Here is a 26316-nt window from a genome sequence, read left to right on the forward strand (position 1 = left end):
CCACTGGTACCCGGCGGGGTGCTTCGCAAACCCGCGCTCGGTCCGGTCAGGAATCGAGAAGCACCGGCCGCGGGGCGCCGCCTAACGTTTCCGGCATGACCTCAATCGACGCGATCACCCTCGAAGTGGCCGACCTCGCGGCCGCCGAACGCTTCTACGCCAACGCTTTCGGACTCGGCTCCCGGCTGCGGCTGCGGGCCGCGCAGGAACCGGCCACCGGTTTCCGCGGCTTCACCCTGTCGCTCACGGTGGCGCAGCCCGCCGACGTCAACGCCTTGATCGGCGGCGCGGTGGACGCCGGTGCCACGGTGCTCAAGCCCGCCGCGAAGTCCATGTGGGGCTACGGCGGTGTGGTGCAGGCGCCGGACGGCACCATCTGGAAGGTCGCGACCTCGGCGAAGAAGGACACCGGCCCGGCCACCGGGCAGATCGACTCCGTCGTGCTGCTGCTCGGCGCCACCGACGTGGGCGCGAGCCGGCAGTGCTACCTCGACCAGGGCTTCACCGTGGCCAAGAGCTTCGGGCGCATGTACGTCGAGTTCGCCTCGTCCGGCTCGGTGAAGCTGGGGCTGTACCGGCGCCGCGCTCTCGCCAAGGACGCCGGGGTGTCGCCGGAGGGCACGGGATCGCACCGGATCGTGGTGAACGGCGCCGGTTCGTTCACCGACCCGGACGGGTTCGCCTGGGAGGCGCTCGCGACGTCAGGGCAGGCGGGCGGCCAGCTCGGCGCGTGATCTGATGCCGAGCTTCGTGTACACCTTGCGCAGGTGGTACTCGATGGTCTTGGGGCTCAGGAACAACGCGGCGGCCACCTCGCGGGTGGTCTTGCCCTCCACGAGCAGCAGTGACACCTGGAGTTCCTGCGGCGTAAGGGTTTCGCTCGGCGTGCGACGCTTGATCGTCTCACCGGTCGCGCCGAGCTCGACCGCGGCGAGGTCCGCCCAGCGGGCCGCTCGCAGGTTCTCGAACGTCTCCAGCGCGGCGTGCAGGTGCGGCCGGGCGTCCACCCGCCGCCGGGCCCGGCGCAGGCGGGCACCGTAGGCGAGGCGGGTGCGGGCGGTCTCGAAGTCGTCCAAGGTCCTTTCGTGGCACCGCAGGGCCGCCTCGAAATGCGTGTCGACGGAGGCGTTCTCGCTGAGCACGCCGATCGCCCGTTCGGCACGTCCCATCGCCCACGGCTGGCCCTTCGCCGCCGCCTCGGCCCGGAAGCGTCGCGCGACCTGGTGAGCCTCGTCGCGCCGGCCCAGCCGGACCAGCGCGTCGGTGAGTTCGGGCGCGGGGGACAGGTCCGGGTCGGTGAGCCGCAGCTCGCCGAGCAGTCCGGCGAGTTCTTCCAGCCGGGTCAACGCCCGGTGCGCGTTGCCGAGGCCGAGTTCCAGCTCTCCCAACGCGAACAGCGACCAGACGCGTCCGATGTGGATGTCGCGGGCGCGGCAGATCGGCAACGCCTCCGCGACGAGCGCCCGGCACTGCTCCTCGTCGCCCAGGCGGGCCCGCAGCCACGCCAGCCCGGCCAGGCACATCGCGAGATCGGTCTCCTGCCCGGTCTCCCGTGCCAGCCGGGTCGCCTCGTCGTAGGTCGCCTCCGCGCGGACCCACTGGTTGGTGGTGGCCTCGTCCCTCGCGACGTGGAACAGCAACGACGGCAACGTCCCCACGGCCGCTTCGGCCCGCGCTTCGCCGACGATGCGCCGCAGCTCCACCCCCGAGGAGGCGTCGCGCAGGAACAGCGGGCCGATCATCAACCACGGCAGCCGGCGCCGGTCGTCGTGCAGCAGGCGAGAGCCGGCGAGCAGGTCGGCCGCGGACCGGACCTGGTCGGCGCCGCCCAGGTTCGCGAGAATCCGGGCGACGCCCGCCGCCATCAGACCGAGCCCGCGAGCCCGCGGGGTGGTCACTCGCCCGAGCAGGTGCTCGATGTCGTGGGCCAGTTCGACGCCGCTCGTGGTGTCACCGAGGTAGAAGCAGGCGTGCACCGCGTCGGCCAGCAGCACGACGCTGTCGTCGGGGTCGCCGGACCGGTGGGCGGCGCTCCGGCACAGGTCCCGTGCCTCGGTCAGGGAACCGGTGCGGGCCGCGATCGCACCGCGCAGTTCGAGCGCGGTCTGTTCGGCCGGCCCCACCTCGTCGAGCAACGCGACGGCTCTCTGCGTGGTGCCGGCCAGCCACGCCGACTCCGCCGCCGCCACGCACAGAGCGCGGTGCCGTCCGGCGTCCGGGCTCAGCCGTGCGGCCCGCTCGTACGCGGCCGCCGCGACGTCGTGCGCGCTTCGTTCGTGCGCTCGCTGGGCGGCCAGGACGAGAAGGTCAGCGGTATGGGCGTCCGGTCCCAGGGTCGCCTCGGCCAGGTGCCAGGCGTGCCGGTCCGCGTCGTGCGGGCCGAACACCTCCGCCACGGCGCGGTGGATCGCGCGGCGGCGTTGCGGGGTGGCGTCGCCGTAGACCGCGGCCCGGATCAGCGGGTGGCGGAACTCGACGCGGCCGTCGGTGATCCGGACGAGCGTGGCGTTCTCGGCCTCCGTCAGCGCGTCGACGTCGACACCGAGCAACCGGCACGCGCCCGCGACCACCCGCAGATCGTGGCCCGCCACGGAAGCGACGATCAGGGCCGCGCGCCCGGCCTCGGTCAGCGACCTCGCCTGCTCGGCGAACTCGTGCGCCAACGCCGCGGACACCGGCAGCGGGGCCTCCGGCGACGCGTGCTCCAGCCGCTGTGCGCCCGCGGCCAGTTCGATCAGCGCGAGGGGGTTGCCCGCGGTCGCCTTGTGCAGGCGCGCGACCAGTTCGTGCGACACGGCGACGTCCGAACGGCTCGCCACCAGCTCGCCCGCGGCGGCGAGGTCGAGGCCCGCCAACGGCAGCGTGGGCAGCGGCGGATCGGGCGAGCGCGAGGTCGCCAGCAGCACGATCGGGTCGGCCACGAGCCTGCGGGCGGCGAACGCCAGCGCGTCCGCGGAGGGCCGGTCGAACAGGTGCAGGTCGTCGAGCAGCACCGCGACCGGCCGGTTCTCGGCGAACCGGCAGAGCAGGCTCAGCGTCGCGGCGCCGACCGCGAACCGGTCACCGGTCGTGCCGGGCCGCAGGGCCAGCGCGACGGACAGCGCCTGCGCCTGAGGTGCCGGGATCTCGTCGAGCCGGTCCAGCGCGGGCCGCAACACCTGGTGCAGAGCACCGAACGGGATCTCCCGCTCGGGCTCGCTGCCGGCCGCGCGCAGGACGTTCATGCCGGTGGCGCACTCGGCCGCGTGGTGCAGCAACGCGGTCTTGCCGACCCCGGGATCACCGGTGATGGCCAGGACGCCGCCGTGCCCGAGCCGAGCGCCCGCGACGAGCCGCTCGATCTGTCGACGCTCGGACTCGCGCCCCATCAGCACACGGCGCAGTCTAGGTCGGCTCGCCTCCCGAAACGGATGCATCGGGCGACTCGGGCCAGCAGCTCGCCGGCGAAGCCGCACGGCGCGTCGTGCTCCGACACGCCGTCGCCGCAGTGCACGCGGGGAGCTTTCGTATCGTGTAACAGTACGAAAGGGCCCCGCGTGTCGTCAGTTCGCCGGCGAGGTCGCTCCCAGTCTCGTGGCGCGTTGTGGTTCGGCACGCTGTTGCTGGAGTGCACGCGGGGAGCTTTCGTGTCGTGTGACGGTACGAGAGGGCCCCGCGTGTCAGCAGCGACGGGCGGGCGGGGGACTAGGTGGGGCACCTGATGCGGTTGGGTTGTTGGCGCTCATAGGTTGCGGACCCTCAGCAGGAGGGAAGAGCGATGACCACGACAAGACCCGAGGTCGACACCGACAAGCTCATGCAGTTCGTGTTCCGCGCCGTCGACGAGGTGGGGGCCACGTTGAACGCGGCGCTCGTCGTCATGGGCGACAAGCTCGGCTACTACCGCGCGATGGCGTCCGGTGACCCCGTCAGCCCCGCCGAGCTCGCGGACCGCAGCGGCACCGCGGAGCCCTACGTGCGCGAGTGGCTCAACGCCCAGGCCGCCGGTGGCTACGTGACCTACGACCCCGCCACCGGGCGGTACGCGTTGCCCATCGAGCACGCGGTCGCGCTGACGGTCGAGGACAGTCCCGCGTTCCTGCCCGGGATGTTCCAGATCGCGCTCGGCACGGTGCACGACGCCGGACGGGTCCTGGACGCGGCCCGCAGCGGGGCCGGGGTCGGCTGGCACGAGCACAACACCGACGTGCACGTCGGCTGCGAGCGGTTCTTCCGGCCCAACTACGAGGCGAACCTGATCGAGGGCTGGCTGCCCGCGCTGGACGGCGTCACCGCCAAGCTGCGCGCCGGTGCCAGGGTCGCCGACGTCGGTTGCGGGCACGGCGCGTCGACGATCCTGATGGCGCGAGCGTTCCCGAACTCGACCTTCGTCGGCTCCGACTACCACCCCGAGTCGATCCGCGTCGCCCGCGAACGGGCGGCGGCCGCCGGGGTCGGCGACCGGGTGACGTTCGAAGTGGCCTCCGCCAAGGACTTCAGCGGCACGGGCTACGACCTCGTGACCATGTTCGACTGCCTGCACGACATGGGCGACCCGGTCGGGGCCGCGCAGCACGTCCGCAGCGCGGTGGCGGCCGACGGCACGTGGATGATCGTCGAACCGATGGCCGGCGACCACGTCGAGGACAACCTCAACCCGGTCGGCCGCGCCTACTACGGCTTCTCCACCCTGCTGTGCACGCCGGCCTCGCTGTCCCAGGACGTCGGCCTCGCGCTGGGCACCCAGGCCGGCCCCGCGCGGATTCGGGACGTGGCGGTCGCGGGCGGGTTCACCCGGTTCGCCGGGGTGGCCCAGACGCCGTTCAACCAGGTCCTGGAAGTCCGGCCGTGACCGCCGAGCCGCGCCCGGTCCGCGAGGCCGACCAGACCGGTTTTGCCGAGCGGGCCGGGGTGCGGCTCGCGTTCAAGGTCTACGACAACCCCGGCAGGCCAACGGTTCTGCTCATGCCGACCTGGTCGATCGTGCCGTCGCTGTTCTGGAAGGCGCAGGTGCCCTATCTCGCGCGGCACCTCCGGGTGGTCACCTTCGACGGCCGGGGCAGCGGCACCTCGGACCGCCCGGTCGGCGGTGAGTCCTATGTGGACTGCGAGTACGCCGAGGACGCGATCGCGGTTCTGGACGCGACGGCGACCGGACGTGCCGTGCTGGTGGCGTTGTCGCGCGGGGACGCGTGGTCGGTGCTCGCGGCCGCGCGCCACCCGGACCGCGTCACCGGCATCGTCGCCATCGCCCCGGCGAGCGGGTCGCTGATCGGCGCGCAGGCCCAGGAACAGCAGGCCTGGGAATCCACCGAGGACGGGATCAAGTACAACCGGAGGTACTGGCTTTCCGGAGGGTACGACGACTTCGTCGACTGGTTCTTCGCCAGGATGTTCCCCGAACCGCACTCCACCAAGCAGATCGAGGACGCCGTGCGGTGGGCGCACCAGATCGAGCCCGCCACGCTCGTGGACACCACGGCCGGACGGTTGGCCTCGGAGTCCGTCGTCGCGGCCTGCGGCGAGGTGAAGTGCCCGGTGCTGGTGATCCACGGAACCGACGACCGCGTCCGCCCGCACGCCATCGGCGAACGCCTCGCCGAACTGACCGGCGGATCGCTGGTGCTGCTGGAGGACTCCGGGCACGGCGTGCCCGCCCGCGAACCGGTGCGGATCAACCTGCTGATCAAGGAGTTCGTCGACCGCGTGCACCCGGTGGCCTCCCAAAAGAGGTCGTCCAGAGCGCTCAGCAGACCGCCACGGGCGTTGTACCTGAGCTCACCGATCGGCCTCGGTCACGCCCGGCGCGACCTCGCCATCGCCTCCGAGCTGCGCAAACTGCGCCCGGACCTGCAGATCGACTGGCTGGCGCAACATCCCGTCACCGAAGTGCTCGGCCCGGCGGGCGAACGGATCCACCCCGCGTCCGCGTGGCTCGCCACCGAGTCGGCCCACGTGGAGGACGACGCGGGAGAGCACGACCTGCACGTGTTCGAGACGTTCCGGCGACTGGACGCGGTGCTGGTGAACAACTTCATGGTGTTCGAGGACCTCCTCGCCGCCGAGCCGTACGACCTGGTCATCGGCGACGAGGCGTGGGAGGTCGACTACTTCCTGCACGAGAACCCGCGGCTCAAGCGGAGCGCCTTCGCCTGGCTGACCGACTTCGTCGGCTGGCTCCCGATGCCCGACGGCGGCGCCCGCGAGGAACGCCTGACCACCGACTACAACCTGGAGATGATCGAGCAGCGCGCCCGCCTGCGGCGCGTGCGCGACAGGTCGGTGTTCGTCGGCAACCCGGACGACGTGGTCGCGCTGCCGTTCGGTCCTGGCCTGCCCGCCATTCGCGAGTGGACGGAGGAGAACTTCGACTTCTCCGGCTACGTAACGGGATTCGACCCACCGGACACAGGCGAGCGCTCGGCGCTGCGCAGACGGATCGGCGTTCGGCCGGACGAAAAGCTGTGTGTGGTCACGGTCGGCGGCTCCGGCGTGGGCGAGTCGTTGCTCCGCCGCGTGCTCGACGCTGTGCCGTTCGTGCGCAAGCTGGTGCCGGGCTTGAGGTTCCTCGTCGTCACCGGGCCGCGCATCGATCCGTTGTCGCTGCCCCGCTGTGACGGCGTGGCGGTGCACGGCTTCCTGCCGGACCTGCACCGGCACCTCGCCGCGTGCGACCTGGCGGTGGTGCAGGGCGGCCTGACCACGTGCATGGAGCTGACCGCCAGCCGCCGTCCGTTCATCTTCGTGCCGCTGCGCCACCACTTCGAGCAGAACTTCCACGTCCGGCACCGGCTCGCCCGTTACGGCGCGGGCCGGTGCATGACCTACGAGGACGTCGTCGAACCGGAAGCCCTGGCCGCCGCCATGGCCGCGGAGATCGGGCGGGAGGTCGGCTACCGGCCGGTCGAGACCGACGGTGCCGTCCGCGCCGCCGCCCTGCTGGCCGACCTGCTGTGACCTCAGTGGCGCTTGGCGTAGTCGTCCGAGCCCTGCCAGTCGATCAGCACGCACGGTTCGTCGCCGACGACCCACGCGTCGTGTCCCGGCGCGGCCATCATGAAGTCACCAGGTCTGATCTCCTCCTCCTGGCCGTCGTCCATGACGATCATCATCCGGCCCGACACGCAGTAGCCCTTGTGGGCCACCTGGCAGCTGTCGGTCTGGGCGAGCGGCTTGACGTGCTCGGACCAGCGCCACCCCGGCTGGAAGACGGCCCGCCCCACCGGGCCGGCCTCGAGGTTGAGCAGGTCCAGCTGACCCATGTTCTGCTCGAAGGGACGGGTCTCCTCAGGGGTGTCGAAGCTCTTGACGAGCAGACCGGACATGGCCGCCTCCTGGTGATCGGCGAAGGGTGGTGGATCGAGGACAACACGCGGCGAGCACCGGGCGCACGTGGCGCAAGGCCCGTTCGTCAGGGCCGAAAGACGGAACCTGTTAGTAGCTTCGGGCTAACTCAGCGTCAGTCCGGCTGCTCGATCACCGCGTGGTGTGGGCCAGCCCGGACAGGTCGAGGATGCGGGCGGGAGCACTGCCCGCACCGGCCACGATGGACAGAATCCGGCCGCGTTCCTTGGCGGACCCCAACGCCTGCAACAACAACGCGACACCGGAACTGCTGAGGTAGTCGAGACCGCTGAGGTCCAGCTCGATCGGCCGGTCGTCCGCGGCCTCGACGCGGGCGAGCAGCTGCACGCGCAGGTCCTCCACCGTCGCGGTGTCGAGATCGCCGGTCAGCAGCACCAGCTGGACGTGGTCGTCCGCCCCTTCGACCAGGCCCGTCGCCGCTGTCGTGAGCCGCACCCGAGGCGGTGTGGCCTCGATGTTCGGTTCGGCCGGCACGTGGAAGCGGATGGTCGTCCCGTCTTCGCCGGTGTCCAGCTCCACCTCCTCGCCGATCGTGCCGATCAACGTCAGGCCGCGACCCCGATAGCCCTTGTCCTGCGGCGCCGGACGCCAGCGGCCGTGATCGGCGACGGTCACCCGGACACCACGGCCGGTGCACTCCAGCGTGGTGTCGAACGCACCGCCGCCGACCGGGTAGGCGTGGTCCACCACGTTCGCCGCGGCCTCGCCCAGCGTGAGCTCGAGGTCGTAGATCGCGTCCGCGGACAACCCCGCCTCCGCGGCCCACGTCGTCGCGGCTCGCCGCAACGGCGACAGCTCGACGGACAGGGCGGGCAGGTGGCGGTGCAACGGCGGGGGCAGGTGCCGTGCCACCACGAGTGCCACGTCGTCGGTCTGACCGTCCGGCAGCATCGCGGCGATGATCCGCCGCACCAGCGCGGCCGGGTCGAGGGCGGACGCGTCGTCCACCACGTCCGCGAGCCGTTGCATGCCCTGGTCGAGCAGTTCGCCGCGGCGTTCCACCAGGCCGTCGGTGTACAGCACCACCGAGGCACCCGGCGGGAACCAGACCGTATGCTGACGGCGCAACGTCGGACCGACCGCCCCCAGCACGCCACCGACGTCGGCCGGCAGCACCCGCGCCCCGGACGGCGCGATCACCACGGGCGGCGGATGCCCGGCGGCCGACCAGCACAGCTCCCCGATGGCCCAGTCGAAGATCACGCACGCGCACGTGCTGCCCACCGCGCCGTTCACCCGAGCGGCGAACGCGTCGAGACGCCGCAACGACTCCGCGGGGGAGTGGCCGTCGATCAGGTAGCCGGCCAGCGCGCTGCGCAGCTGCCCCATGACCGCGGCGGCCGCCGGCCCTTTCCCGACGACGTCGCCCACCGACAGACCCACGCGGGTCGCGCCGATCGGGACCACCTCGTACCAGTCACCACCGATCTGCGAGTGCCGCGCGGCGGGCAGATACCGAGCGGCGGTCGTGAGCCTGGGCAGCACGGGAAGTTCGCGGGGCAGCAGGCCTTCCTGCAACGCGGCGGCGATCTCGTGCTCGCGTTGCAGCAGCAGCTCCCGTTCGGCCTCGGCCCGCCGGCGCTCGGTCACGTCCCGGCCGATCGCCTGCAGACCCGTCGGCGTGGGCTGGACGCTGAGTTCCAGCGCGATCTCCGTGCCGTCCGCGCGGCGCATGGTCACCACGTGCGACGCGGAGAGATCGGCCGGGAGCCCGTCGACGACGAGGTCGGCGACCGGAGTGCCCAGCAACTGGTCGGGTGGGTAGCCGAGCAGGTGGCCCGTGGCCGGGTTGACGGCGGCGAACCTCAGGTCGTGGTCCAGCAACCAGATCGCGTCGGTCGCCCGTTCCACGAGCCGCCGGTGGCGTTGTTCGCTGTCGCGCAACGCACGATCGGCGTGCGCGCGTTGCATCGACTCCCAACAGCGGTTCACCACGACCGAAACCAGGTCGATCTCGTCCTGGGTCCACCGCCGCACGCTGGCCTGGTGCACCGCCATCGCGGCGACGAACCGGCCGCCGCGCAACAACGGCAGGCAGATCACCGCGCGAATGCCGGTGAGCCGGTACGCGGCGAGGTCTTCTGCGTCGAGCCGCGGGTCGTCGAGCGAGTCGACCACCACCCACGGCTCGCCCGCGCGCATCGCGGCCAGCGCGCCGTTGCCGAACTCGCGCATCGCGAACCGCCCCGGCAACGGAGGCAGCCCGGTCGCGTGGTCGCCGCTCATGACGAAGTGGTTCTCGTCCGCTTCCGTTCTGGCGTAAGCACACCGGTCGACGCCCAGGTGTTCGCCGAGCAACCGGGTCGCGAGCGACATCAGCTCTTCGGCGTCGTCGAGCAGTTGCGACTCGCGGTCGAGGAGATCGAGGAACTGCTGCCGTTGCAACGCCGCCTGCCGTTCGGTCACGTCGATCAGCACGCCGCTGCGACCCGTGCCGTGCACCCGCGTCTTCTCCAGCAACCACAGGAGATCACCGGACGCGGTGGTGACCCGGTACGTCGACTCGTAGTCCGCTGCCGACTCCCACCTGAGCCGTTCGCTCGCCTCGCGGTCGTCGGGATGCGTGATCCCGGCCCAGAAACCGGGATCGTCGAACCAGCGCTGCCGGGGATGACCGAGGAGCCGCTCGGCGGAACGGGACAGGAAGGTGATGACACGAGTGCTGGAATCACCGCGCCACACCACGACCGCGAGATCGTCCACCAGCGCGGCGAGCTCCGAGTCGTTCATGTCATCCCCACGTCCCCCACAGCGGCTCCAGTGGAGGTGAACACCTGTCGGCTCAAGCGCACCTCGGCGAACGGGAACGACACTACTGGGAACACCGGTCGCCTGCCTTTCGGTTCAGACACGTCGCAACAGCACCAGCGCGATGTCGTCCTGCTTGTCCGCGCCGAAGTCCGCGAGCAGCCGATCGGCGAGCTCGTCCATGTCACCGGTGGGCGACACGGCGGCCCTGAGCAGCTCCATGCCCTCGTCCAGGTCGGTGCCGGGACGTTCGACGAGCCCGTCGGTGGTGAGCAGCACCGTGGTCCCCTTCGGCAGCGGCACCTCGACCTCGTCCGGTCGCGCCAGACCCAGTCCCAGCAACGGACCTTTGACGGGCAGGTACCGCGCGCCCCGGTCGTCCGCGACGAGCGGCGGCACGTGGCCCGCGTTGGCGACGAGCATCGTGCCGGACCGCAGGTCGACGCTGAGCAGGCACACGGTGGTGAGCCCGCCCACCGGGTGGAAGCGGGCGAGCACGGTGTCGAGCCGGCGCAGGATCGTGGTCGGGGAGTGTCCTTCGACCGCGTAGGCGCGCAACGTGTGCCGCACCTCGCCCATGACGGTGGCCGCCTCGATCGAGTGCCCGCACACGTCGCCGATGGTGATCAGCATGCGGCCGTCGAGCTCGACGACGTCGTAGAAGTCGCCGCCGATCTCCGCGTTGCGCGACGCGGGCAGGTAGCGGGCCGTCATCGGCAGCTCGGGGTGTTGCGGCAGCGTCCTGGGCAGCAGGCTGCGCTGCAGCGTCAGAGCGAGGGAGTGCTCCTCCGCGAACGCGCGCAGGCCTTCCGCGGCCAGCGCGGTCGCCTGGGCCAGCTGCCGCAGCAGGTTGCGGTCGTCGTCGGTGCGCACGGTGTCGGCGGCCACGAGGATGCCGGTCGGCGGCCGCGGCGGCTGCGTGCGGGCGAGCGCCGCCACTGTGGGCGCCGAGTCCCCTCGCCGCGGTCCGTCGACGAGCTTGGCGCCCACGCCCTGGTGTGCGGCGGACAGCCAGGTCCCGAGTTCCTCCGGCTCGGTGCGCGGCGTCGGCGAACCCCGCCGGCCGCCGGCCGAGGCAGCCCGGACCGCACCGGACGGCGTGACGAGCACGGCGGTCGTCTCGGCGTCGAGGACGTCGGCGGCGCCGGCCGCCGCTGCCTGCACGAGCGCGTCGAACGTGGCGGCCGCGTTGATGGTGAGAGTGGCGGTCGTCAGGCGTTGGAGCCGGTCGGCCAGGTGTTCGGCGAGCGCGCGGGCGCGGTGGTAGCGCAACGCCGCCTCGACGTTGGCGATCAGCTCACCGGGATCGAGCGGTTCGACCAGGTAGGCGTCCGCGCCGCGGCGCAGCCCGCTGATCTTGTCCTCGGTCTCGATGTGCATGGCGGAGATGAGCACGACCGGGATCGAGCTGGTGCGGGGATCCGCCTTGATCCGTTCCGTGACGTCGAACCCGCTCATGTCCGGCAGATGCACGTCGAGCAGGACCAGGTCGACCCGATGCGCCGCCAGCGCGCTGAGCGCCTCGGCCGCGGTGGCCGCCTCGATGACGGTGTGGCCGCTGCGGCGCAGCCAGCTGGCCGCGATGAACCTGCTGGCTTCGAGATCGTCCACGACCAGAACGTGGGCGGCGGTGGTGTCGGGCGTCATCGGATGTCCGTCCTTCGTACGGCGAACTGAGCATCTCGGACGGCGCGGCGCACGGTCTCGGAGGAGATCAGCGAGTGGTGCAGCAGAGCGGCGCCGAGGCCGTGGACGCCGCGGGCGAGACTGCCCGGGTCGTTGTCGCACACGACGACCACGGGGACGTCCCTCAGGACGGGGTCGAGGCGCAGCACCGACAACACCGCGCTGCCGCTCATCAGCGGTGTGCTCGCGTTGAGCAGGATCAGGTCGGGCCGCCGCGACTTGGCCAGCGTCAGCGCGGTCCGGCCGTCGTCGGCTTCGAGGACCTCCTTCGCCAGGTCGCGCACCGCGTCGTGCAGCCGGTTCCTGGCGCCCGCGTCGCCGTCGGCGATCAGCACGCAGTCGACCGGCGCCGGCTGGACGGACTCGTCCTTCGCCGCGGGCAGCGTCACCACGACCTGCGTGCCGACGCCGGGAGTGCTGTCCAGCGTCAGCGTGCCGCCGAGGATCTCCGCGAGCTTGCGCGCGTACGGCAGACCCAGCCCCGTGCCTCCCGCCCGGACCTGCAACGGGCCTGGTACCTGGTAGAACTCCTCGAAGACCAAGCTCTGCTCGTCGGCGGGGATGCCGACGCCGGTGTCGGCGACCACGAGCTGGATCTCGTCCGCGCCCGGCCCGTGGCGCGCGGAGCAGCGGATCTCGCCGCGTTCGGTGAACTTCACCGCGTTGGAGACCACGTTGCGCAGCACCCGGACCAGCATCGTCTCGTCGGTGACCAGCAACGGCAGGTCCGGCACCGGGTCGACGACCAGCCGCACGTCACCGGAGCGCAGCAGCGGCTGGGTGGAGGCCCGCAGCCCGGCCAGCACGTGTTCCAGCGACACCGGCGCCGGCTTCGGCCGCAGACCGCCGGACTCCGCCTTCGCCGTGTCCAGGAGCTCGTTGACCAGCGACAGCAACGTCATCGCGGACTCGTTGATCAGATCGACGTGATGGCGCTGGTCGTCGGTCATCGGATCACCGCCCGGCGCGGCGAGCAGCCGGGCCAGGCCCACGACCGAGTTGATCGGCGACCGCAGCTCGTGGCTGATGTTGGACCAGAACCTGATCCGCGCCGCGGCCGCCTCGCGCAGCTCGGCCGACTTGGCGTCGAGCTCGGCGTAGAGCGCGACCACGCCCTGGTTGGTCTGCTCCAACTCCTCGGACAGCTCCTGGTAGAGAGCGACGACACCGCGGTTGGTGTCCTCCAGCTCGCTGTTGAGCCGCTCCAGCTCCTTGCTCTTCTGCTCCAGGTTCTCCAGTGTTTCCAGCAGTTCCTGGTTCTGCACGCGCAGCTCGTCCAACGCGCTGCTGCCGTCCAGGTCGGCCCGCAGCGCGTGGCACTGTCGGGCGATGCGCGGGACGTCGGCGGGCTCGAAGTGCGCGTTCTTCACCAACGTGGCGCCGGTCGCGGTGACGAGCACGTCGTCCATCAACCGGCGCGCGGTGGTCCAGCCCGTGCCGGAGTCGGCCGACGCGGGGCCGTGCCAGTGCAGCTCGACCAGGAGCGCGGGCTGCGGTGCCGTCCGCAGCCGGAACACCGCCGTCGTCGTCACGTCCTGGCGCACCAGCTCCCGGCCGACGTCGCTGAGCGCGGTCGCCGTCCGGATCTGGTTCTGGCCGTCGAGCCCGGCGGCGGCCGCCACCTGACGCCCGCGCTGGCGCAGCAGGAACACGTCGGGCTCGGCCTTGATCACGAGCCGCAGCAGCTCGTCGTTCATCCCGGCTTGCCCACCAGCACGCAGGCGTCGTCGTTGCGGACACCCGCTTCCCGCAACAGCGTGGCCGCGATCAGCAGGGGAGTGTCGGCGGCCAGGTCGCTGCCGTGGTCGGCACCCCACCGCTCGGTGAGGCCGTCGGAGTGCAGCACGACCACCGCCCCGTCCGGCACCGCGTAGTCGAACGACCGGATCGTGCGCGCGTGATGCCCGGCGACGCCCGGCACCGAGATCATCCCGTGCTTGCGGCCGTCGGCGAGCACGGCGGCGGCGATGTTGCCCAGCCCGCAGAACCGCGCGGTCCGGCGCACGAGGTCGATCTCGGCCACCGCCACCGCGCCGCCCCTGGTGCCGCGCAGGGCGCCGTGAATCCGCCGGACCACCTCTTCCGGCGAACCGGTCGGCTGGTCGCGGAACACGCGGACCGCGGTGCCGGAAGCGGCGGCCGCCAGCGGGCCGTGACCGGACCCGTCGCACACCATCAGCACCAGCCGGTCCGGCGTCCGGCACACCGCGTAGGCGTCACCGCACATCTCCAGCCCGCCGAACGGCCTGGTGACCCCGGCCGCGATCTCGTCGTCCCACTCCGGTTCGCGGTGCGCCGAAGGGAGAAAACGCGCCGTGAGGACCGTTCCCGAGCCGACGCGTGAGGTGATCGCGCAGGTGCTCGCCAGCCGGGCGACCGCGCCGAGCCCGACGCCCAGCGTCCCGGTGGTGGACTGCCCGTCCTGCTGGGCGAGGCCGAGGTCGGCGATGCCGGGACCGCGGTCCACCGCGACTATCTCGACCGCCGCCTCGCGCGTTCCGCGCACCGACCGGAGCAGCACCACGCCTCGCTCGGCGTGCTTGACCAGGTTGGTCCCGACCTCGGTGACGGCCAGCCCGATCTCGGCCGTGCGGGTGGCGGCGAAGCCGAGTCGTTCCGCGAGCGACGTCGCCGCCCGGCGCGCCCGGCCGACCTCGGCGGGCTCCTCCACGGTCAGCCAGGCCACGTCCTGCACCAGTGGCAGGCAGCTCACACCGCTCACCGCTTCCACTTGACCACCGTCACGACCGTGCCCCGTCCGACTTCCGTGTCGAGATCGAACTTGTCCACCAGCCGGCGCGCCCCGGACAGGCCCAGGCCGAGTCCCTGCCCGCTGCTCCAGCCGTCGGCCAGAGCCAGGTCGAGGTCCGCGATGCCGGGCCCGTCGTCGTGGAACGAGGCGCGCACACCCGGTCGCGGTCCGTCGTGCACCTCCTCGACGAGAGCGAACCCGCCACCGCCGTAGACCAGGGTGTTGCGGGCGAGCTCGCTGGCCGCCGTCACCAGTTTCGTCTGGTCGACCAGGGAAAGCTTCATCCGCTGCGCGTAGGCGCGCACCAGTTGCCGCACTCGCACGACGTCGTCGTCACCGGTGATCGGTACGCGCTCAGGCCCCTGCGTCGGGGACGGCATCACGCGTCCCGCCCGCGCCGGGCGGTGAGCTGGCCCAGGATCTTCATCCCGCGCTCCAGGTCGAGCGCGGTGCGCACGCCGTCCAGCGTCAGGCCGAGCTCGACCAGCGTGATGGCGACCGCGGGACGCATGCCCACCACCACGGTGTCCGCGTCGAACAGGCGCGAGATGGACGCGATCGTGGCGAACATCCGTCCGATGAACGAGTCGACGATCTCCACGGCGGAGATGTCGATGACCACCCCGTGCGCACCGGTGGAGCTGATCTTCTCCGCCAGGTCCTCCTGCAGCGCGAGCACGCTCTGGTCCTGCAGGTCGATCTGGATGGAGACCAGCAGGACGTCACCGATCTTGAGAATCGGCACCCGCTCCATCAGACGTCCTCGCCGGCCGGCCGGCGCACGACGTGAACGCCCTCGCGGCGCAGCGCATGCCGCAGGGCGTCGGCGAGCGACGCCTTGGTGACGATGTCCCCGAACTCGATGCCCAGTGCCACGATCGTCTGGGCGATCTGCGGCCGGATGCCGGACACGATGCACTCGGCGCCCATCAGCCGCGCGGCGACCACGGTCTTGAGCAGGTGCTGTGCCACCTGGGTGTCGACCGCGAGCACACCGGTGATGTCGATGATCGCGTGCTCGGACCCGGTCTCCACCAACGCTTCGAGCAGCTTCTCCATCACGATCTGGGTCCGCTCGGAGTCCAGCGTGCCGACCAGCGGCACCGCCAGCACGCCCTCCCACAGCTTGACCACCGGCGTGGTCAGTTCGAGCAACTGCTCGGCCTGCTCCCGGATGATCTCCTCGCGGGCGCGGGCGTAGGACTCGAACGTCCACAACCCCAAGGCGTCCAGCAACCCGGAGAACGTCATGAGCTGCCGGAACAGCTGGGGGTCTTCGTCGTTCTCGGCCAGGTCGAACACGGTGCGCTTGAGGGAGAACACGCTCGACGCCGTTTCCGACGGGGTGAAGCCCGCCCGCACCCGTGCGCGGGAGTACTCCTCCAGCAACGCCCTGATCTCGGCGAAGTCGGCTCCGGCGAGGTCACGGCCGTCGGTGCCGACGAGCGGCAGCACCACGTCGTAGAGCTCGCGGAAGTCCCTGGCCAGCTCCTGCCGCGTGGCCCGGCCGCGCAGCACCGCCGCCACCTCGGCCACCCACTTCTCGACCACCGTGTCGGCGTTGGCACGCAACAACTCCGTCAGTGCCTGTCCGTGTTCCACGTCTGCGGTCACTCGAGCCTCCTCAGGCCCTGACGCGCAGGCAGACGTCCGCCGGCTGAGCGCAGGGCAACGGTTTCGTGGCCGGCTGCGTTCTCAACCTCGGCCGCCACTGCAGCGACCGTCACGGATCAGCGCATCCTAATCACGAGCGAGCTCAGCGGCCGTCGGTGGCCGCCGTTCGGGCGAGTGCTCGGCCGGCACGTCGCGCGTGCGGGCCGCGTGTTCGTGCCAGCCTCGTTGGTCGCGCCGGAACACCGGGACGGCGAACGCCGCGAAGGCGAACAACGCCACGACGACGACGTCCAGCCGGCCGATGTCGATCAGTGGTGACACGACGATCGCGTAGGTGAAAAGCCCGGTCACGCCGAGCAGTTCGCGTACCGCGATCTGCAGCGGGTTGGCGGGCGACCTGTCCTCGCTGCGGATCCGGTAGCGCATGAGCCATCCGCCGATGGTCTTGCCACGCGCCACGGCCGGCAGCACCACGCGGAACGCCACCAGCACGCAGAGGGCCCAGCGCGGGTCGGAGTGCAGCACCAGCGTGGTGATGACGAGCACCAGCATGAGCTCGGTGACCAGCCCGAGCAGCCTGCGGGGCACGGTCACGGTGTCGGCCGGGGCGGTCGACTCGTCGGATCCGGGGACCTTGGGCACCACGAGCGCGGCCGGCCCCACCATCCACCCCAGCAGGCCGCCGAAGGTGTTGGAGATCAGGTCGTCCACGTCCGCGATCCGGTACGGGCAGGCGTAGTAGCCGAAGTTGCCGGTGTACTGCACCACTTCCACGGCGAGCGACACGCCCAGCGCGATGGCGATGACGGCCAGTGGGCCCTTGCCGTAAGCCTTGCGCAGCACCACACCCAGCGGCACGAACAGCGCGACGTTGAACAACTGCTGCAGGAACGCCTGCGACCGCACCATCGCCGCGACGCCGGAACGTTCGTTGGCCGCCATGTTGTTGTTCATGTCGGTCCACCACTGGAACGGAACGGTGGACAGCATCTGCTCGCCCTGGCACACCCGCGCCGGGTCGTCGGGGAACGGCAGGAAGATCAGCGCCAGCGCGACGAGCCCGTAGGCGAGCAGCCCGTACAGCACGAACGCCCGCCGCGGCTCCACCCGCCCGAAGCGCCAGTAGTGCAGCGACACCAGGGGGACGAGCACCAGCAGGCCGATGCCCACGAACGCCAGGAAACCGGTCCGCGCGGTTTCCCAGTACGACGCCATCATGAGCGGTCCTGTGCCCGGTGGCGTTCTCCGGCAAACCAAGATCGGCGAGAATGCGCCGAACGGGTCAGCCGCGTTTCGCGAGATACACGGTGTTGGTGGAGTCCTTGCCCTGCAACGGGTTGGGGAAGCTCACGACCTCCGCCCGGACGTCGGTGAAGACCGTCGCGAGAGTGGCGGTGTACTCGTCGTCCGGCGGGTCGTTGGACCACAGCGCGAACACCCCGCCGGGACTGAGCAGGCCGGCGAGGCGCCGCATGCCCTCGGGCTCGTAGAAGTCCGCGTTGTCCGGGTGCAGCAGGTGGCGGGGCGAGTGGTCGATGTCGACGACGATGGCGTCGAACCGCCTGCCGGGCGCCTCCGGGTCGAAGCCCTGCCCGGAGCGGAGCAGGGCGAAGAAGTCACCGTGGACCAGCCGGCACCGCGGGTCGGCCGAGAGCGTTTTCCCGGCCGGGATGAGCCCCTGCTGGTGCCATTCGATCACCTCGGCGAGGGCGTCGACGACCAGCAGCGAATCGACGTTCTGGTGCTCCAGCACGGTTTGCGCCGTGTAGCCGAGTCCGAGGCCGCCCACGACCACCTGCGGTCGTTCCGCCGCCAGTTCCGCGAGGGCGAGGTGGGCCAGTTCGACCTCGGCGACGGTGAACAGGCTCGACATCAGGAACTCGTCGTTGAGCTTGATCTCGTGGACGTCCGCGCCACTGCCGGGATCGCGCCGCCGCCGCAGGGTGAGTTCGCCCAGCGGGGTCTGGCGGTAGTCGAGTTCCTGGAAACGAGCACTCATGCGCAGGCACGGTACCCCGCGCGCCAGGACACGTTCGGGGGACCACCGCACTTCACAACCCGGCCACCGGCATCGGTTTGCCCAGGAGGAACCCCTGGGCGTGGTCGCATCCGAGCGTGCGCAGGATCTCCAGCTGTTCTGGCTGCTCGACTCCCTCGGCGATGACGGTCAGATCGACCGCGTGGGCCATGGCGATGATGCTCGTGACGATCGCCTCCGCCTCGTCGGAACGGCCCAGCCCCGCCGTGAAGGAACGGTCGATCTTGAGCGTGTCCAGCGGCAGGGTGAGCAGCTGGGCGAGCGAGGAATGACCGGTGCCGAAGTCGTCGATCGCGAGCCGCACGCCCAGGTCGCGCAACGCCGTCAGGGTGCGCGCCGCCACGTCCGGGTCGCGCATCAGGGCGCTTTCGGTGATCTCCAGGCACAACGAGCTCGGTGCCAGGCCCGCCTTGTAGGTGGCGTTGCGGACGGCGGACACGAGCCACGGGTCGTCGAGCTGGCGGGCCGACAGGTTCACGGTCAGCAGGAGGTCCGGCGCCAGTTCGGCGATCTCGCGGGTGGCGGTGTGCAGCATGTGGGCGCCGACGATGTTGATCAGATCGCTCTCCTCGGCGAGCGTGATGAACTCGCCGGGGAGGATGAGGCCGTAGCGGGGGTGCGTCCAGCGCAGCAGACCCTCGACGGCCGTGCGCCGGTTCGTGCGGAGGTCGACGATCGGCTGGTAGGCGAGCCACAGCTCGTCGCCCAGCGGCGCCATCCGCAGGTCCTGCTCCAGCTGCAGGCGGCGCTGGATGCGGTCGCGCAGCTCGACGTCGAAGAACGCGACCCGGCCCCGGCCCCTGGTCTTGGCCTGGTACATCGCGAGGTCGGCGTCGCGCAGCAGGTCGGCGCCGTCGCGGGGGTCGCCGGGTTCGGCGATCACGATGCCCACGCTCGCGTCGACGTGGAGTTGTCGGCCCTCCACCAGGATCGGCTTGGTGAGCTCGGTGCGGATGTGCTCGGCGAGCGCGGTCGCCTCGTCCGGGTCGGCCACCCCGTAGGCGATGACGGTGAACTCGTCACCGCCGAGCCTGCCCACCACGTCGCCGCGGCGGGTGCTGCGGCTCAGCCGCGTGCCGACGACCCGCAGCACCTCGTCACCGGCGCTGTGGCCGAGGGAGTCGTTGATGACCTTGAACTTGTCCAGGTCGATGAACAGGACCGCGGTGAGCCCTGACCGGTGCGCCCGCGCGGCCGGGCTGAGCCGGTCGATGGTGACGGTGCGGTTGCGCAGGCCGGTCAGCGCGTCGTGCGTCGCGTCGTGCTCCAGCCGGTTGTCGATCATGCGCCGTTCGGTGATGTCGGTGAACGACACGACCGTCGCCGACGGCAGGTTTCCGTCCGGGTTGAGGGCGCGGGCGCTCAGCGAGAGCCAGACCCGGCTGCCGTCCGGCCGCCGCGCGCGGACGATCCGCTTGTGCTGCGACCGGCCGGTCGCCCTGGTGATGGCCGACGGGAACTGCGCGGGCGGAATGGGATGGCCGGTCTCGTCGTGCAGTTCCGTCAACGTCGACGGCTTGCCGATCGCCTCCTGGGCGCGCACGCCCAGGATCCGTTCGGCCGCGGGGTTGACGGACTCGACCAGGCCCGTGGCGCCGACGACGAGCACGCCCTCCTCGATGGCGGCGACCACCGCGGTGAAGTGGTGCTCCGCGCGTCTGCGGGCGGTCTCGTCCGCGCAGATCAGCACGTACCCGCGGTCCATCCGGGCGACCGACACCCGCACCACCAGCGCCTCACCGTCGGATCTGCGGTGCTGCGCCTGGGCCACCCCGCCGGCCTCCAGGACCACCTCCGGGTCCAGCGGCGCGCCCACCACATAAGCGATCGGCCGCCCGATCGCCTCGTCCGCGGGATGGCCGTAGACGTGTTCCGCGCTGGGGTTCCAGCTCGTCACGACGCCGTCGGACGTGGTCGCGATGAGCGCGTCGCTGACGTGCGCGACGAGCGCCGCCTGGTAGCACATCGCCGCCGCGGCCGACTTCTGCGCGGTGATGTCGCGCATGATCACCTGGAAGGCCGGCCGGCCCTCCCAAGTCGTGCGCACCGAGACCGACTCGATGTCGGTGGTGCCCCCGTCGAACCGGACCAGCACGGCCTCCGCCGGGTCGCTCGTCGCCCCCGGCACGGCCAGCTGCGCGATCCGCTTCAGCATCTCCGGCTGCGAGTCCGGGTGGACGAAGTCGGTGATCGGCCGCCCGAGGACCTCGTCGTCGGACCTGGCTCGCACGAACTGGACGGCTGCCGGGTTCGCGTACACGAGCCGGCCCGCCTCGTGCACGACGATCGCCTCCGGCGCGAGCTCCACCAGCAGCCGGTAGCGGTCGGCCAGATCCGCCAGTTCCTGCTGCTGGGCGTGCCGCCGGGTCACGTCCGCGACGACGCCGACCAGGGCGCGGGCGGTTCCGTGGGTCGAGACGCGGGCCCGGAACTGGAGCCAGCGCGGGCCGGCCGGGGTGTCGAGCGGCTGCTCGAGGTCGAAGTCCTGCCACGCGGGTGCCTCTTTCGCCGCCACGGTCAGCGGCGCGATCAGCTCGGCCAGCCGGGCGCGCACGGTGGCGGGGTCCGCGCCGGGCACGCCGACCACCACGTCGAGACCCGGCATCCAGCCGAGCCGGTCCGTGCCGAGGTCGAGCCACCACACCACCGCGGCACCGACCGAGAGCGCGAGCTCGGCCAGCAGTTCGTGGTCGAACTCGGCATCGCCGATCAGGCTGCTCACCTCGTGACTCTCAGATCCGACGGTTCCTCGGATTCGCGGTGGCGTGGCCATCGTGAAGTCCTACTACACATTCGACCAGAGCCGCATCCGTCTGGTGTGAACATGGTGTGCCGTTATATCCCGTGGCCGGATCCGGCCGATGATCAGGGGGCGATGTCCATTGTGGACTAATGGAAACCCGTCCGGGATCGGGCGGTTTACACCGTTATCCTTGGGACAGAGGTGTCATCCCTCGGTGGTGGAGCTGGATATGGTCGCGCGAGATGTGGGTGTCTGCGGAATCGGCGTGGTCAGCGGATACGGCTGGAGCCGTGAGTCGCTCTGGGACGGGTTGGTGAGCGGCAAGCCCGCGGCCGAAGTCGTTCCCGGGCTGGGCCGTTTCCCCGGTGACACCGTCTGGGCGGCGCGGGTCGGCGAGGGCGGTGACCCGGCGGACGGGCCCAGCAGGTTCGCGCAGGCGATGCGTGCCGCCGCCAGAGAGGCCATCGTGGACGCGGGCACCCGCGGCTGGCAGCCCGGCCGCCGGGTCGGCCTTCTGCACGCGGTGGTGCTGGGCGAAGTGGACCTGTGGCGCGACTTCTACGTCACGCGCGGTGGCACACTGCCGGTGCACGACTACCTGGCGTTGATGCCGTCCACTCCGATGTCGACGTTCATGCAGGAATACGGTTTTCACGGTCCCGCGATGAACGTCTCGGCGATGTGCGCGTCGGGCAATGCCGGCCTGCTCACCGCGAAAGCGTGGCTGGACGCGGGAATCGTCGACGACGTCGTGTTCGTCGCGACGGATCTGTCCCTCACCCCGGAGAACGTCGCCCACTTCGTCCGGCTCGGTGTCGCGATCGTGGACGCGGAGCCGCTCGACGCGTGCCGGCCGTTCCAGCAGGGCAGCAGGGGGTTCGTGCTGGGCGAGGCGTCGGTGGCGTTCGTCCTTTCGCGACGAGCCACGCGCCCGTACGCCGTCACGCTCGGTGGCGCGATGTCACACGACGCCTACCACGTGACGTCGATCGACCCGCGGCTCGACCAGGTCACCGCGTGCTTCGCCGACGCGCTGGACAACGCCTCCGTGAGCGCGGCCGACGTGCGCTACCTCAACGCCCACGGCCCCGGCACCGCGCAGTGCGACGCCGCCGAGGCCGCCGTGCTGGAGCGGTTGTTCGGGCCGGAGACCGAGATCTACTCGGTGAAACCGCTGACGGGCCACTGCCAGGGCGCGGCGTCGGCGATCGAGGCCGCGGTGACCGCGATGGCGTACGACCGCGGGGTGATTCCGGCGCCACCGGTGGTCGCGTCCGGCCATCCCCGGCTGATGAACGGGCTCACGCCGGTCGTCGACGGCGTCACGATCAAGTCGTCGCTCGGCATGGGCGGCCACAACTCGGTGGTCGTGCTGGCGCCGCCGGGCTGAACTGTCACCGTCCCAGTGATCGGGCGATGAACCCGGTCGCCCGCAACTCGTCGACGACGTCGCTCAGGAACCGCACGGTCTCGGGCCGCCGGGACTTCGTCGTGCCGACCGCCTGCCGGATCTCCATGAACCGTTCGTCGATCAACCGCACGTCGGCGTTGCCGGCCGCGAACGCGGTCATCGGCTCGCGGATCCCGGCCGCCACGTCGAGTTCCTGCTCGAGGAAGACGTCGAGACCCTCGTCACCGCGCACGACCAGTGCGTGCCGCAGGGTCCGCGTCAGGTACAGGTCGTACGCCGAGCCCTGCTTCACGCCGATCCGCACACCGGGCTGGTCGACGTCGCCGACCGTCGTGATCGCCGAGTCGACCGGCACGGCGAACACGCCCTCGATCACCACGTACGGCTCGGTGAACGCGACTTCCGCCTCCCGCGCGGGTTCGATCGCGAGGAAGCAGATGTCCGCTCGGCCGTCCTTCATCGCCTCGAACGACTTGCGCGCCGCGTCGAAGCAGACGAGTTCCACGGGCAGATCCAGCCGGGCGCCGATCTCCCGCGCGATGTCGACGGTGACGCCGGCCGGTTCGTCCGGAGTTCCCCTCGCCAGCACGGGATTCCCCAGGTTGATCGACGCTCGCAACACGCCCGTCGGTGCCAGGTCCTCGGCCACAGTCATGATCACCAGCCTACTGAGGCTGTTCCCTCACGCCAGTCGGGCGCGCAGCGAGGCCATCAGCTCGGACCGCCCGCTCACCGCGAGCTTCTGCCGGATCTTCGCCACGTGCTGTTCGACGGTCTTCGGCGAGATGTAGAGCCGGGCGCCGATCTCCTTGTGGGTCAAGCCTTCCATCAGCAACTCGCCGACCGCGCGTTCTCGCTTGGACAGCCCGTCGCCGGGCTTGTCGTGTTCGGTGCCGATCCGAGCCCGCAGCGCACGCCCGGTGCTCAACAGCTCACGCGCCGCTGCCGGATCGCTCAAGCGGGCGGCCGCCGCGCCGCACAACGCCATCGCGTCCCACGGCTGACCCGCACGGGCCAGTCGATCGGCAACCCCGGCCACCACCAGCGGATCGACGTCACCGGCGAGGATCGACGCCCACATCCGCGCGGCGGAGGCCCGTGGTTCAACGGTCAGTTCCACCACCACTGACGCGTCCCCCGCGACCACGGCCCGTTGCACGCGCCACCAGTTGTCCGTCTCCGTGCACCAGCCGGCATCGACCCGAGCGACCGCGGCGCTCATCGCGTCGACGATCGTGTCGCGTTCGAAGACGCTGCCCGCACCGGCGGACAGTTCGCCCCACGCGTCCAGCAGCAACGGTTCCACGTCCACCCCGGCCACCACGGGCGCGACCCGGCGCCAGGTGGTCCGCAACGCGTCCTTGTCACCGGCCCGGCGGGCCAGCCCGATCGTCACCGCCGCCGCCAGCACGGCGTCGCGGCGCAACACCGGCGCGGTGCAGGCGGCGATCTCGGTGCGCGCGGCCGACAACCGCCCTGCCCGCAGGTGCAGCCACGCCGTGAGCAACCGGCGGCGCGCTGTCGGGCGATCCGCGAACATCAGCAGCAACTCTTCGGCGGTGGCGTCGTGACCACCGGCGATCAGCGCCGTGATCGCCAGGTCGCCCCACTGCTCGGCGGCCATCGGGTCGGCGGGCACGGTCGCGGCGGCCAGCCCGGCCAGCTTGCGGGCAGCGGGGGAGAACCCGCCGCGCACCGCCTCCAACGCCGCGTCCACGCCGTCCAGCAGCACCGTCAACCCCCGCGGCGCGGCACCGGACAGCCGGGCCCGCGCGTCGGCGAGGTCCGCCGCGGCGGCGTCCAGGTCGCCGGCCAGACAGCCGGCCAGTGCGGCCCGGGCTGCCGCGGCGACACCGGGTGCGCCGCTGAGTGAACCCGCGATGACGCGCCACCGTGCGGCGGCGTCGAACAGGGCACCGTCGGCGGCCGCTGCCGCGGCGGCGACTCCGGCCGCCACGCAGTCCTGGTCCGTGCCCTCGGTGAGAATCCGGTCGGCGGTCTCGATCGCCGTCGCGGTGTCACCCTCACGCCACGCCAGCTCCGCTGCGACCGCGGTCATCTTCGCTTCCCCTTGAACCAAGCGTTCGACTTCGGCAGGAACATCAACACACCCGCACCGACAACCCCGATCCCCACCGGCAGCGGCGCCTGAGAAACCAGTACTCCGAGAACTCCCAGCACTGCCAACAAGATCCTCGCCCAGTTCCGGCCGCCGTGATACGCCCACAGCACTCCCAGCTGCACCAGGCCCACCAGCACGCCCGGCCCGAGCAACACACCCAACCCCGCGAGCACCACCTTGTCCTGTGTGGACTGATCAACACCGCGCGCCGTCACCTCCGCGACGAGCGAGGCGCGCACGTCACCGAACGCAACAGCGACGACCACCAACTCAACGACCACCACGACCAGCCACAGCCAGGCGGACACCGTGACCAGTCGCGGTCGCGGCGCCTGGACCAGCTGAAACTTCGTCTGGACAGGTCTCGGAGGCAAAGCGGTCATGGCGCACCCACCTTGGTGGCGGCCTTGCTGCTGGGCACGACAGGCGGGGGACTGGCCGACTTGCTGACGCTCGGCGCCGAGCTCGACGGCCGCGTGGTCGTCGTCGTGGTGGTGCGCTTGGTCGGCGGAGGTGGAGGCGGTGGCGCGACCGTCTTCTGCGGTTGCGTCGGTGCCACGTACGTGGTGGTCACCGGTGCCACAACCGTCTGCTCAGTCGTCGGTGTCGGCGCCGTGGTCGTCGGGTCCGGGGTGGCGTTGCCCGCGAAGTAGGTGTTCATCGCGAGACCACCGCCGACCGCCGCCGCGAGCACCGCCGCGGTGATGTACGGGGTGAGCTTCTTCCGCTTGTGCGGCAACGCGGGCGCGGCGGGCTTCGGCGGCCGCGACCACATGACGGTCGCCACCTCCGGCGCGGGTTCGCGCACGCGGGCGGACAAGGCGGCGCCGACCGCGACCATGCCCTCGGAGGCGGGCGTCACCGAACGGCCGAGCAGGGCGGAAACTTCCTGTGTCACCAACGGAGTTCGGGCCGCGCCGCCGACCAGCAGCACGGCGGCGAGATCCTGAGCGGTCACCTGGGCGTTCTGCAACGCCCGCAGCAGCGCGGCCGTCGTCTCGGCGAGTGCGGGCCGGATCATCTCCTCGAACTCGGCTCGGGTCAGCCGCACCTCGCGGACCGAGATCCCCGGCACGGCAACGGGAATCCGCACCTCGGTGTCCGACGAGAGCTGTTCGCGGGCGGCCGTGCAGGCCCGCCGGAGATCGGAAACCGCCGCCAGCACAACAGGGTTCTCGGTGTCCAGCGAGTCCCACTCCAGCGACTCGACGACGTGCCCGAAGACCGCCTCGTCGAAGTCCAGCCCGCCGACCTCGGCCTCCTCGGGACGGCCGGCCAGCGCGCAGGAATCGGCGAGCTTGCGCACCACCGCGGCCTCGAAACCACCGCCGCCGAGGTCGTACACGGCGACGACGGAACCCGGTTGCAGCCGGGCCCGCTCGTCGTACGCCACGACCGCGGCCTGTGGTGCGGGCACGAACAACACGTCGGAAAGTCCCGCTCCGCGCAGGGATTCCAGGCGGTGTGGACCCCAGGACGCCGGATGCGCGATGGCCACCCGGCCGTTGTGGGGTGCGAGCAGACGTGTGACGAAACGCGCGGTGAGGACGTCGGCACTGAGCGCGACTCCACCCAGCCGCAACGGCGTCGGGTCGCCGACGCGCCGCAGGAACCGGCGGGCCACCCGGCTCGGGTCGGCGGACGCGCGGCGTTCCGCTTCGTCGCCGATGACCAAAGAGCCATCAGGATTTGCGATGACGACGGTCGGAATGACCGATTCCAGCCTCGGTACCTCGCGGCACGTGGCGACTGCTGTGCGGGTGGATCCGAGATCCAGCCCGATCTGGTAGTTCATCGGACACTCCCGGTAGCGGCGGACAGGGGCGGACGTCAGTACACGTGCGTCTCATATGGAGTG

Annotated in this window: 20 protein-coding genes; 4 read left to right on the forward strand and 16 right to left on the reverse strand. The window is 71.3% G+C overall.

From position 1 onward, the window contains the following. Positions 1 to 95 precede the first annotated feature (95 nt). Positions 96 to 734: a glyoxalase gene (locus G7043_RS32795; protein WP_166052345.1), complete on the forward strand. Its 639-nt coding sequence runs from the start codon at positions 96 to 98 to the stop codon at positions 732 to 734. Here G7043_RS32795 and G7043_RS32800 read toward each other — a convergent pair. Next, the gene (locus tag G7043_RS32800; RefSeq protein ID WP_242642955.1) at positions 702 to 3368 is read right to left on the reverse strand and encodes an ATP-binding protein; all 2667 of its coding nucleotides are present in this window, start codon (positions 3366 to 3368) and stop codon (positions 702 to 704) included. The two genes, G7043_RS32795 and G7043_RS32800, sit on opposite strands and share 33 nt — an antisense overlap. Positions 3369 to 3757: 389 nt before the next feature. On the opposite strand from G7043_RS32800, the gene G7043_RS32805 reads away from it, so the two are divergent. Then, positions 3758 to 4831: a class I SAM-dependent methyltransferase gene (locus G7043_RS32805; protein WP_166052349.1), complete on the forward strand. Its 1074-nt coding sequence runs from the start codon at positions 3758 to 3760 to the stop codon at positions 4829 to 4831. Beyond that, positions 4828 to 6936 carry an alpha/beta fold hydrolase gene (locus G7043_RS32810; protein WP_313888189.1) on the forward strand — a complete coding sequence of 703 codons (2109 nt, stop codon included), beginning with the start codon at positions 4828 to 4830 and terminating at the stop codon, positions 6934 to 6936. The genes G7043_RS32805 and G7043_RS32810 overlap by 4 nt, the downstream gene beginning before the upstream one ends. Before the next feature lie 2 nt (positions 6937 to 6938). Here G7043_RS32810 and G7043_RS32815 read toward each other — a convergent pair whose 3' ends face one another. The 11 genes from G7043_RS32815 to G7043_RS32865 form a co-directional block, all read right to left on the reverse strand. Further along, on the reverse strand, positions 6939 to 7304 hold the full coding sequence (locus tag G7043_RS32815) for a cupin domain-containing protein (protein ID WP_166052350.1): 366 nt from the start codon (positions 7302 to 7304) through the stop codon (positions 6939 to 6941). A 151-nt stretch (positions 7305 to 7455) separates the two neighbouring features. Continuing rightward, positions 7456 to 10074, reverse strand: coding sequence for a SpoIIE family protein phosphatase (locus G7043_RS32820; protein WP_166052352.1), 2619 nt, complete (start codon positions 10072 to 10074; stop codon positions 7456 to 7458). A gap of 114 nt (positions 10075 to 10188) precedes the next feature. Beyond that, the gene (locus tag G7043_RS32825; RefSeq protein WP_166052353.1) at positions 10189 to 11739 is read right to left on the reverse strand and encodes a fused response regulator/phosphatase; all 1551 of its coding nucleotides are present in this window, start codon (positions 11737 to 11739) and stop codon (positions 10189 to 10191) included. Then, entirely contained in the window at positions 11736 to 13475 is a 1740-nt protein-coding gene (locus tag G7043_RS32830) for an ATP-binding protein (protein WP_166052355.1), read from the reverse strand. Before G7043_RS32830 ends, G7043_RS32825 begins: the two co-directional genes overlap by 4 nt. Continuing rightward, a complete protein-coding gene (locus tag G7043_RS32835; RefSeq protein WP_313888190.1) occupies positions 13472 to 14509 on the reverse strand; it encodes an ATP-binding protein/SpoIIE family protein phosphatase in 1038 nt (345 codons plus the stop codon). The genes G7043_RS32830 and G7043_RS32835 overlap by 4 nt, the downstream gene beginning before the upstream one ends. Further along, positions 14497 to 14910 carry an anti-sigma regulatory factor gene (locus G7043_RS32840; protein ID WP_166052357.1) on the reverse strand — a complete coding sequence of 138 codons (414 nt, stop codon included), beginning with the start codon at positions 14908 to 14910 and terminating at the stop codon, positions 14497 to 14499. The genes G7043_RS32835 and G7043_RS32840 overlap by 13 nt, the downstream gene beginning before the upstream one ends. Continuing rightward, positions 14910 to 15284 (reverse strand): STAS domain-containing protein, encoded by a 375-nt coding sequence (locus G7043_RS32845; protein WP_166052359.1) that lies wholly within the window; start codon positions 15282 to 15284, stop codon positions 14910 to 14912. Before G7043_RS32845 ends, G7043_RS32840 begins: the two co-directional genes overlap by 1 nt. Next, positions 15284 to 16144 carry an STAS domain-containing protein gene (locus G7043_RS32850; RefSeq protein ID WP_313888191.1) on the reverse strand — a complete coding sequence of 287 codons (861 nt, stop codon included), beginning with the start codon at positions 16142 to 16144 and terminating at the stop codon, positions 15284 to 15286. Before G7043_RS32850 ends, G7043_RS32845 begins: the two co-directional genes overlap by 1 nt. A gap of 126 nt (positions 16145 to 16270) precedes the next feature. Then, complete coding sequence (locus G7043_RS32855) at positions 16271 to 17362, reverse strand: VanZ family protein (protein WP_166052361.1); 1092 nt, start codon at positions 17360 to 17362, stop codon at positions 16271 to 16273. A gap of 64 nt (positions 17363 to 17426) precedes the next feature. Continuing rightward, a complete protein-coding gene (locus G7043_RS32860; protein WP_166052363.1) occupies positions 17427 to 18143 on the reverse strand; it encodes a spermine/spermidine synthase domain-containing protein in 717 nt (238 codons plus the stop codon). 52 nt (positions 18144 to 18195) lie between these two features. Continuing rightward, positions 18196 to 20955, reverse strand: coding sequence for a sensor domain-containing protein (locus tag G7043_RS32865; protein WP_166052365.1), 2760 nt, complete (start codon positions 20953 to 20955; stop codon positions 18196 to 18198). 199 nt (positions 20956 to 21154) lie between these two features. Here G7043_RS32865 and G7043_RS32870 point away from each other — a divergent pair, with 199 nt between their 5' ends. Further along, positions 21155 to 22315 carry a beta-ketoacyl synthase N-terminal-like domain-containing protein gene (locus G7043_RS32870; RefSeq protein WP_166052492.1) on the forward strand — a complete coding sequence of 387 codons (1161 nt, stop codon included), beginning with the start codon at positions 21155 to 21157 and terminating at the stop codon, positions 22313 to 22315. Positions 22316 to 22319: 4 nt separating this feature from the next. Here the strand turns inward: G7043_RS32870 and G7043_RS32875 are convergent, their stop codons facing one another. Genes G7043_RS32875 through G7043_RS32890 form a run of 4 tightly spaced genes read right to left on the reverse strand, consistent with a single transcriptional unit; the run spans position 22320 to position 26253 of the window. Further along, complete coding sequence (locus G7043_RS32875) at positions 22320 to 22991, reverse strand: transporter substrate-binding domain-containing protein (protein ID WP_166052367.1); 672 nt, start codon at positions 22989 to 22991, stop codon at positions 22320 to 22322. 27 nt (positions 22992 to 23018) lie between these two features. Continuing rightward, positions 23019 to 24395 carry a helix-turn-helix transcriptional regulator gene (locus G7043_RS32880; protein WP_166052369.1) on the reverse strand — a complete coding sequence of 459 codons (1377 nt, stop codon included), beginning with the start codon at positions 24393 to 24395 and terminating at the stop codon, positions 23019 to 23021. Further along, positions 24392 to 24841, reverse strand: a complete 450-nt coding sequence (locus G7043_RS32885; protein WP_166052371.1) for a hypothetical protein — start codon at positions 24839 to 24841, stop codon at positions 24392 to 24394. The genes G7043_RS32880 and G7043_RS32885 overlap by 4 nt, the downstream gene beginning before the upstream one ends. After that, positions 24838 to 26253 (reverse strand): Hsp70 family protein, encoded by a 1416-nt coding sequence (locus tag G7043_RS32890; protein WP_166052373.1) that lies wholly within the window; start codon positions 26251 to 26253, stop codon positions 24838 to 24840. Before G7043_RS32890 ends, G7043_RS32885 begins: the two co-directional genes overlap by 4 nt. Positions 26254 to 26316: the final 63 nt, after the last annotated feature.

Origin of the sequence: Lentzea alba, from assembly GCF_011067745.1 — a bacterium.
In the GTDB taxonomy this organism is placed as follows: Bacteria; Actinomycetota; Actinomycetes; order Mycobacteriales; family Pseudonocardiaceae; genus Lentzea; species Lentzea alba.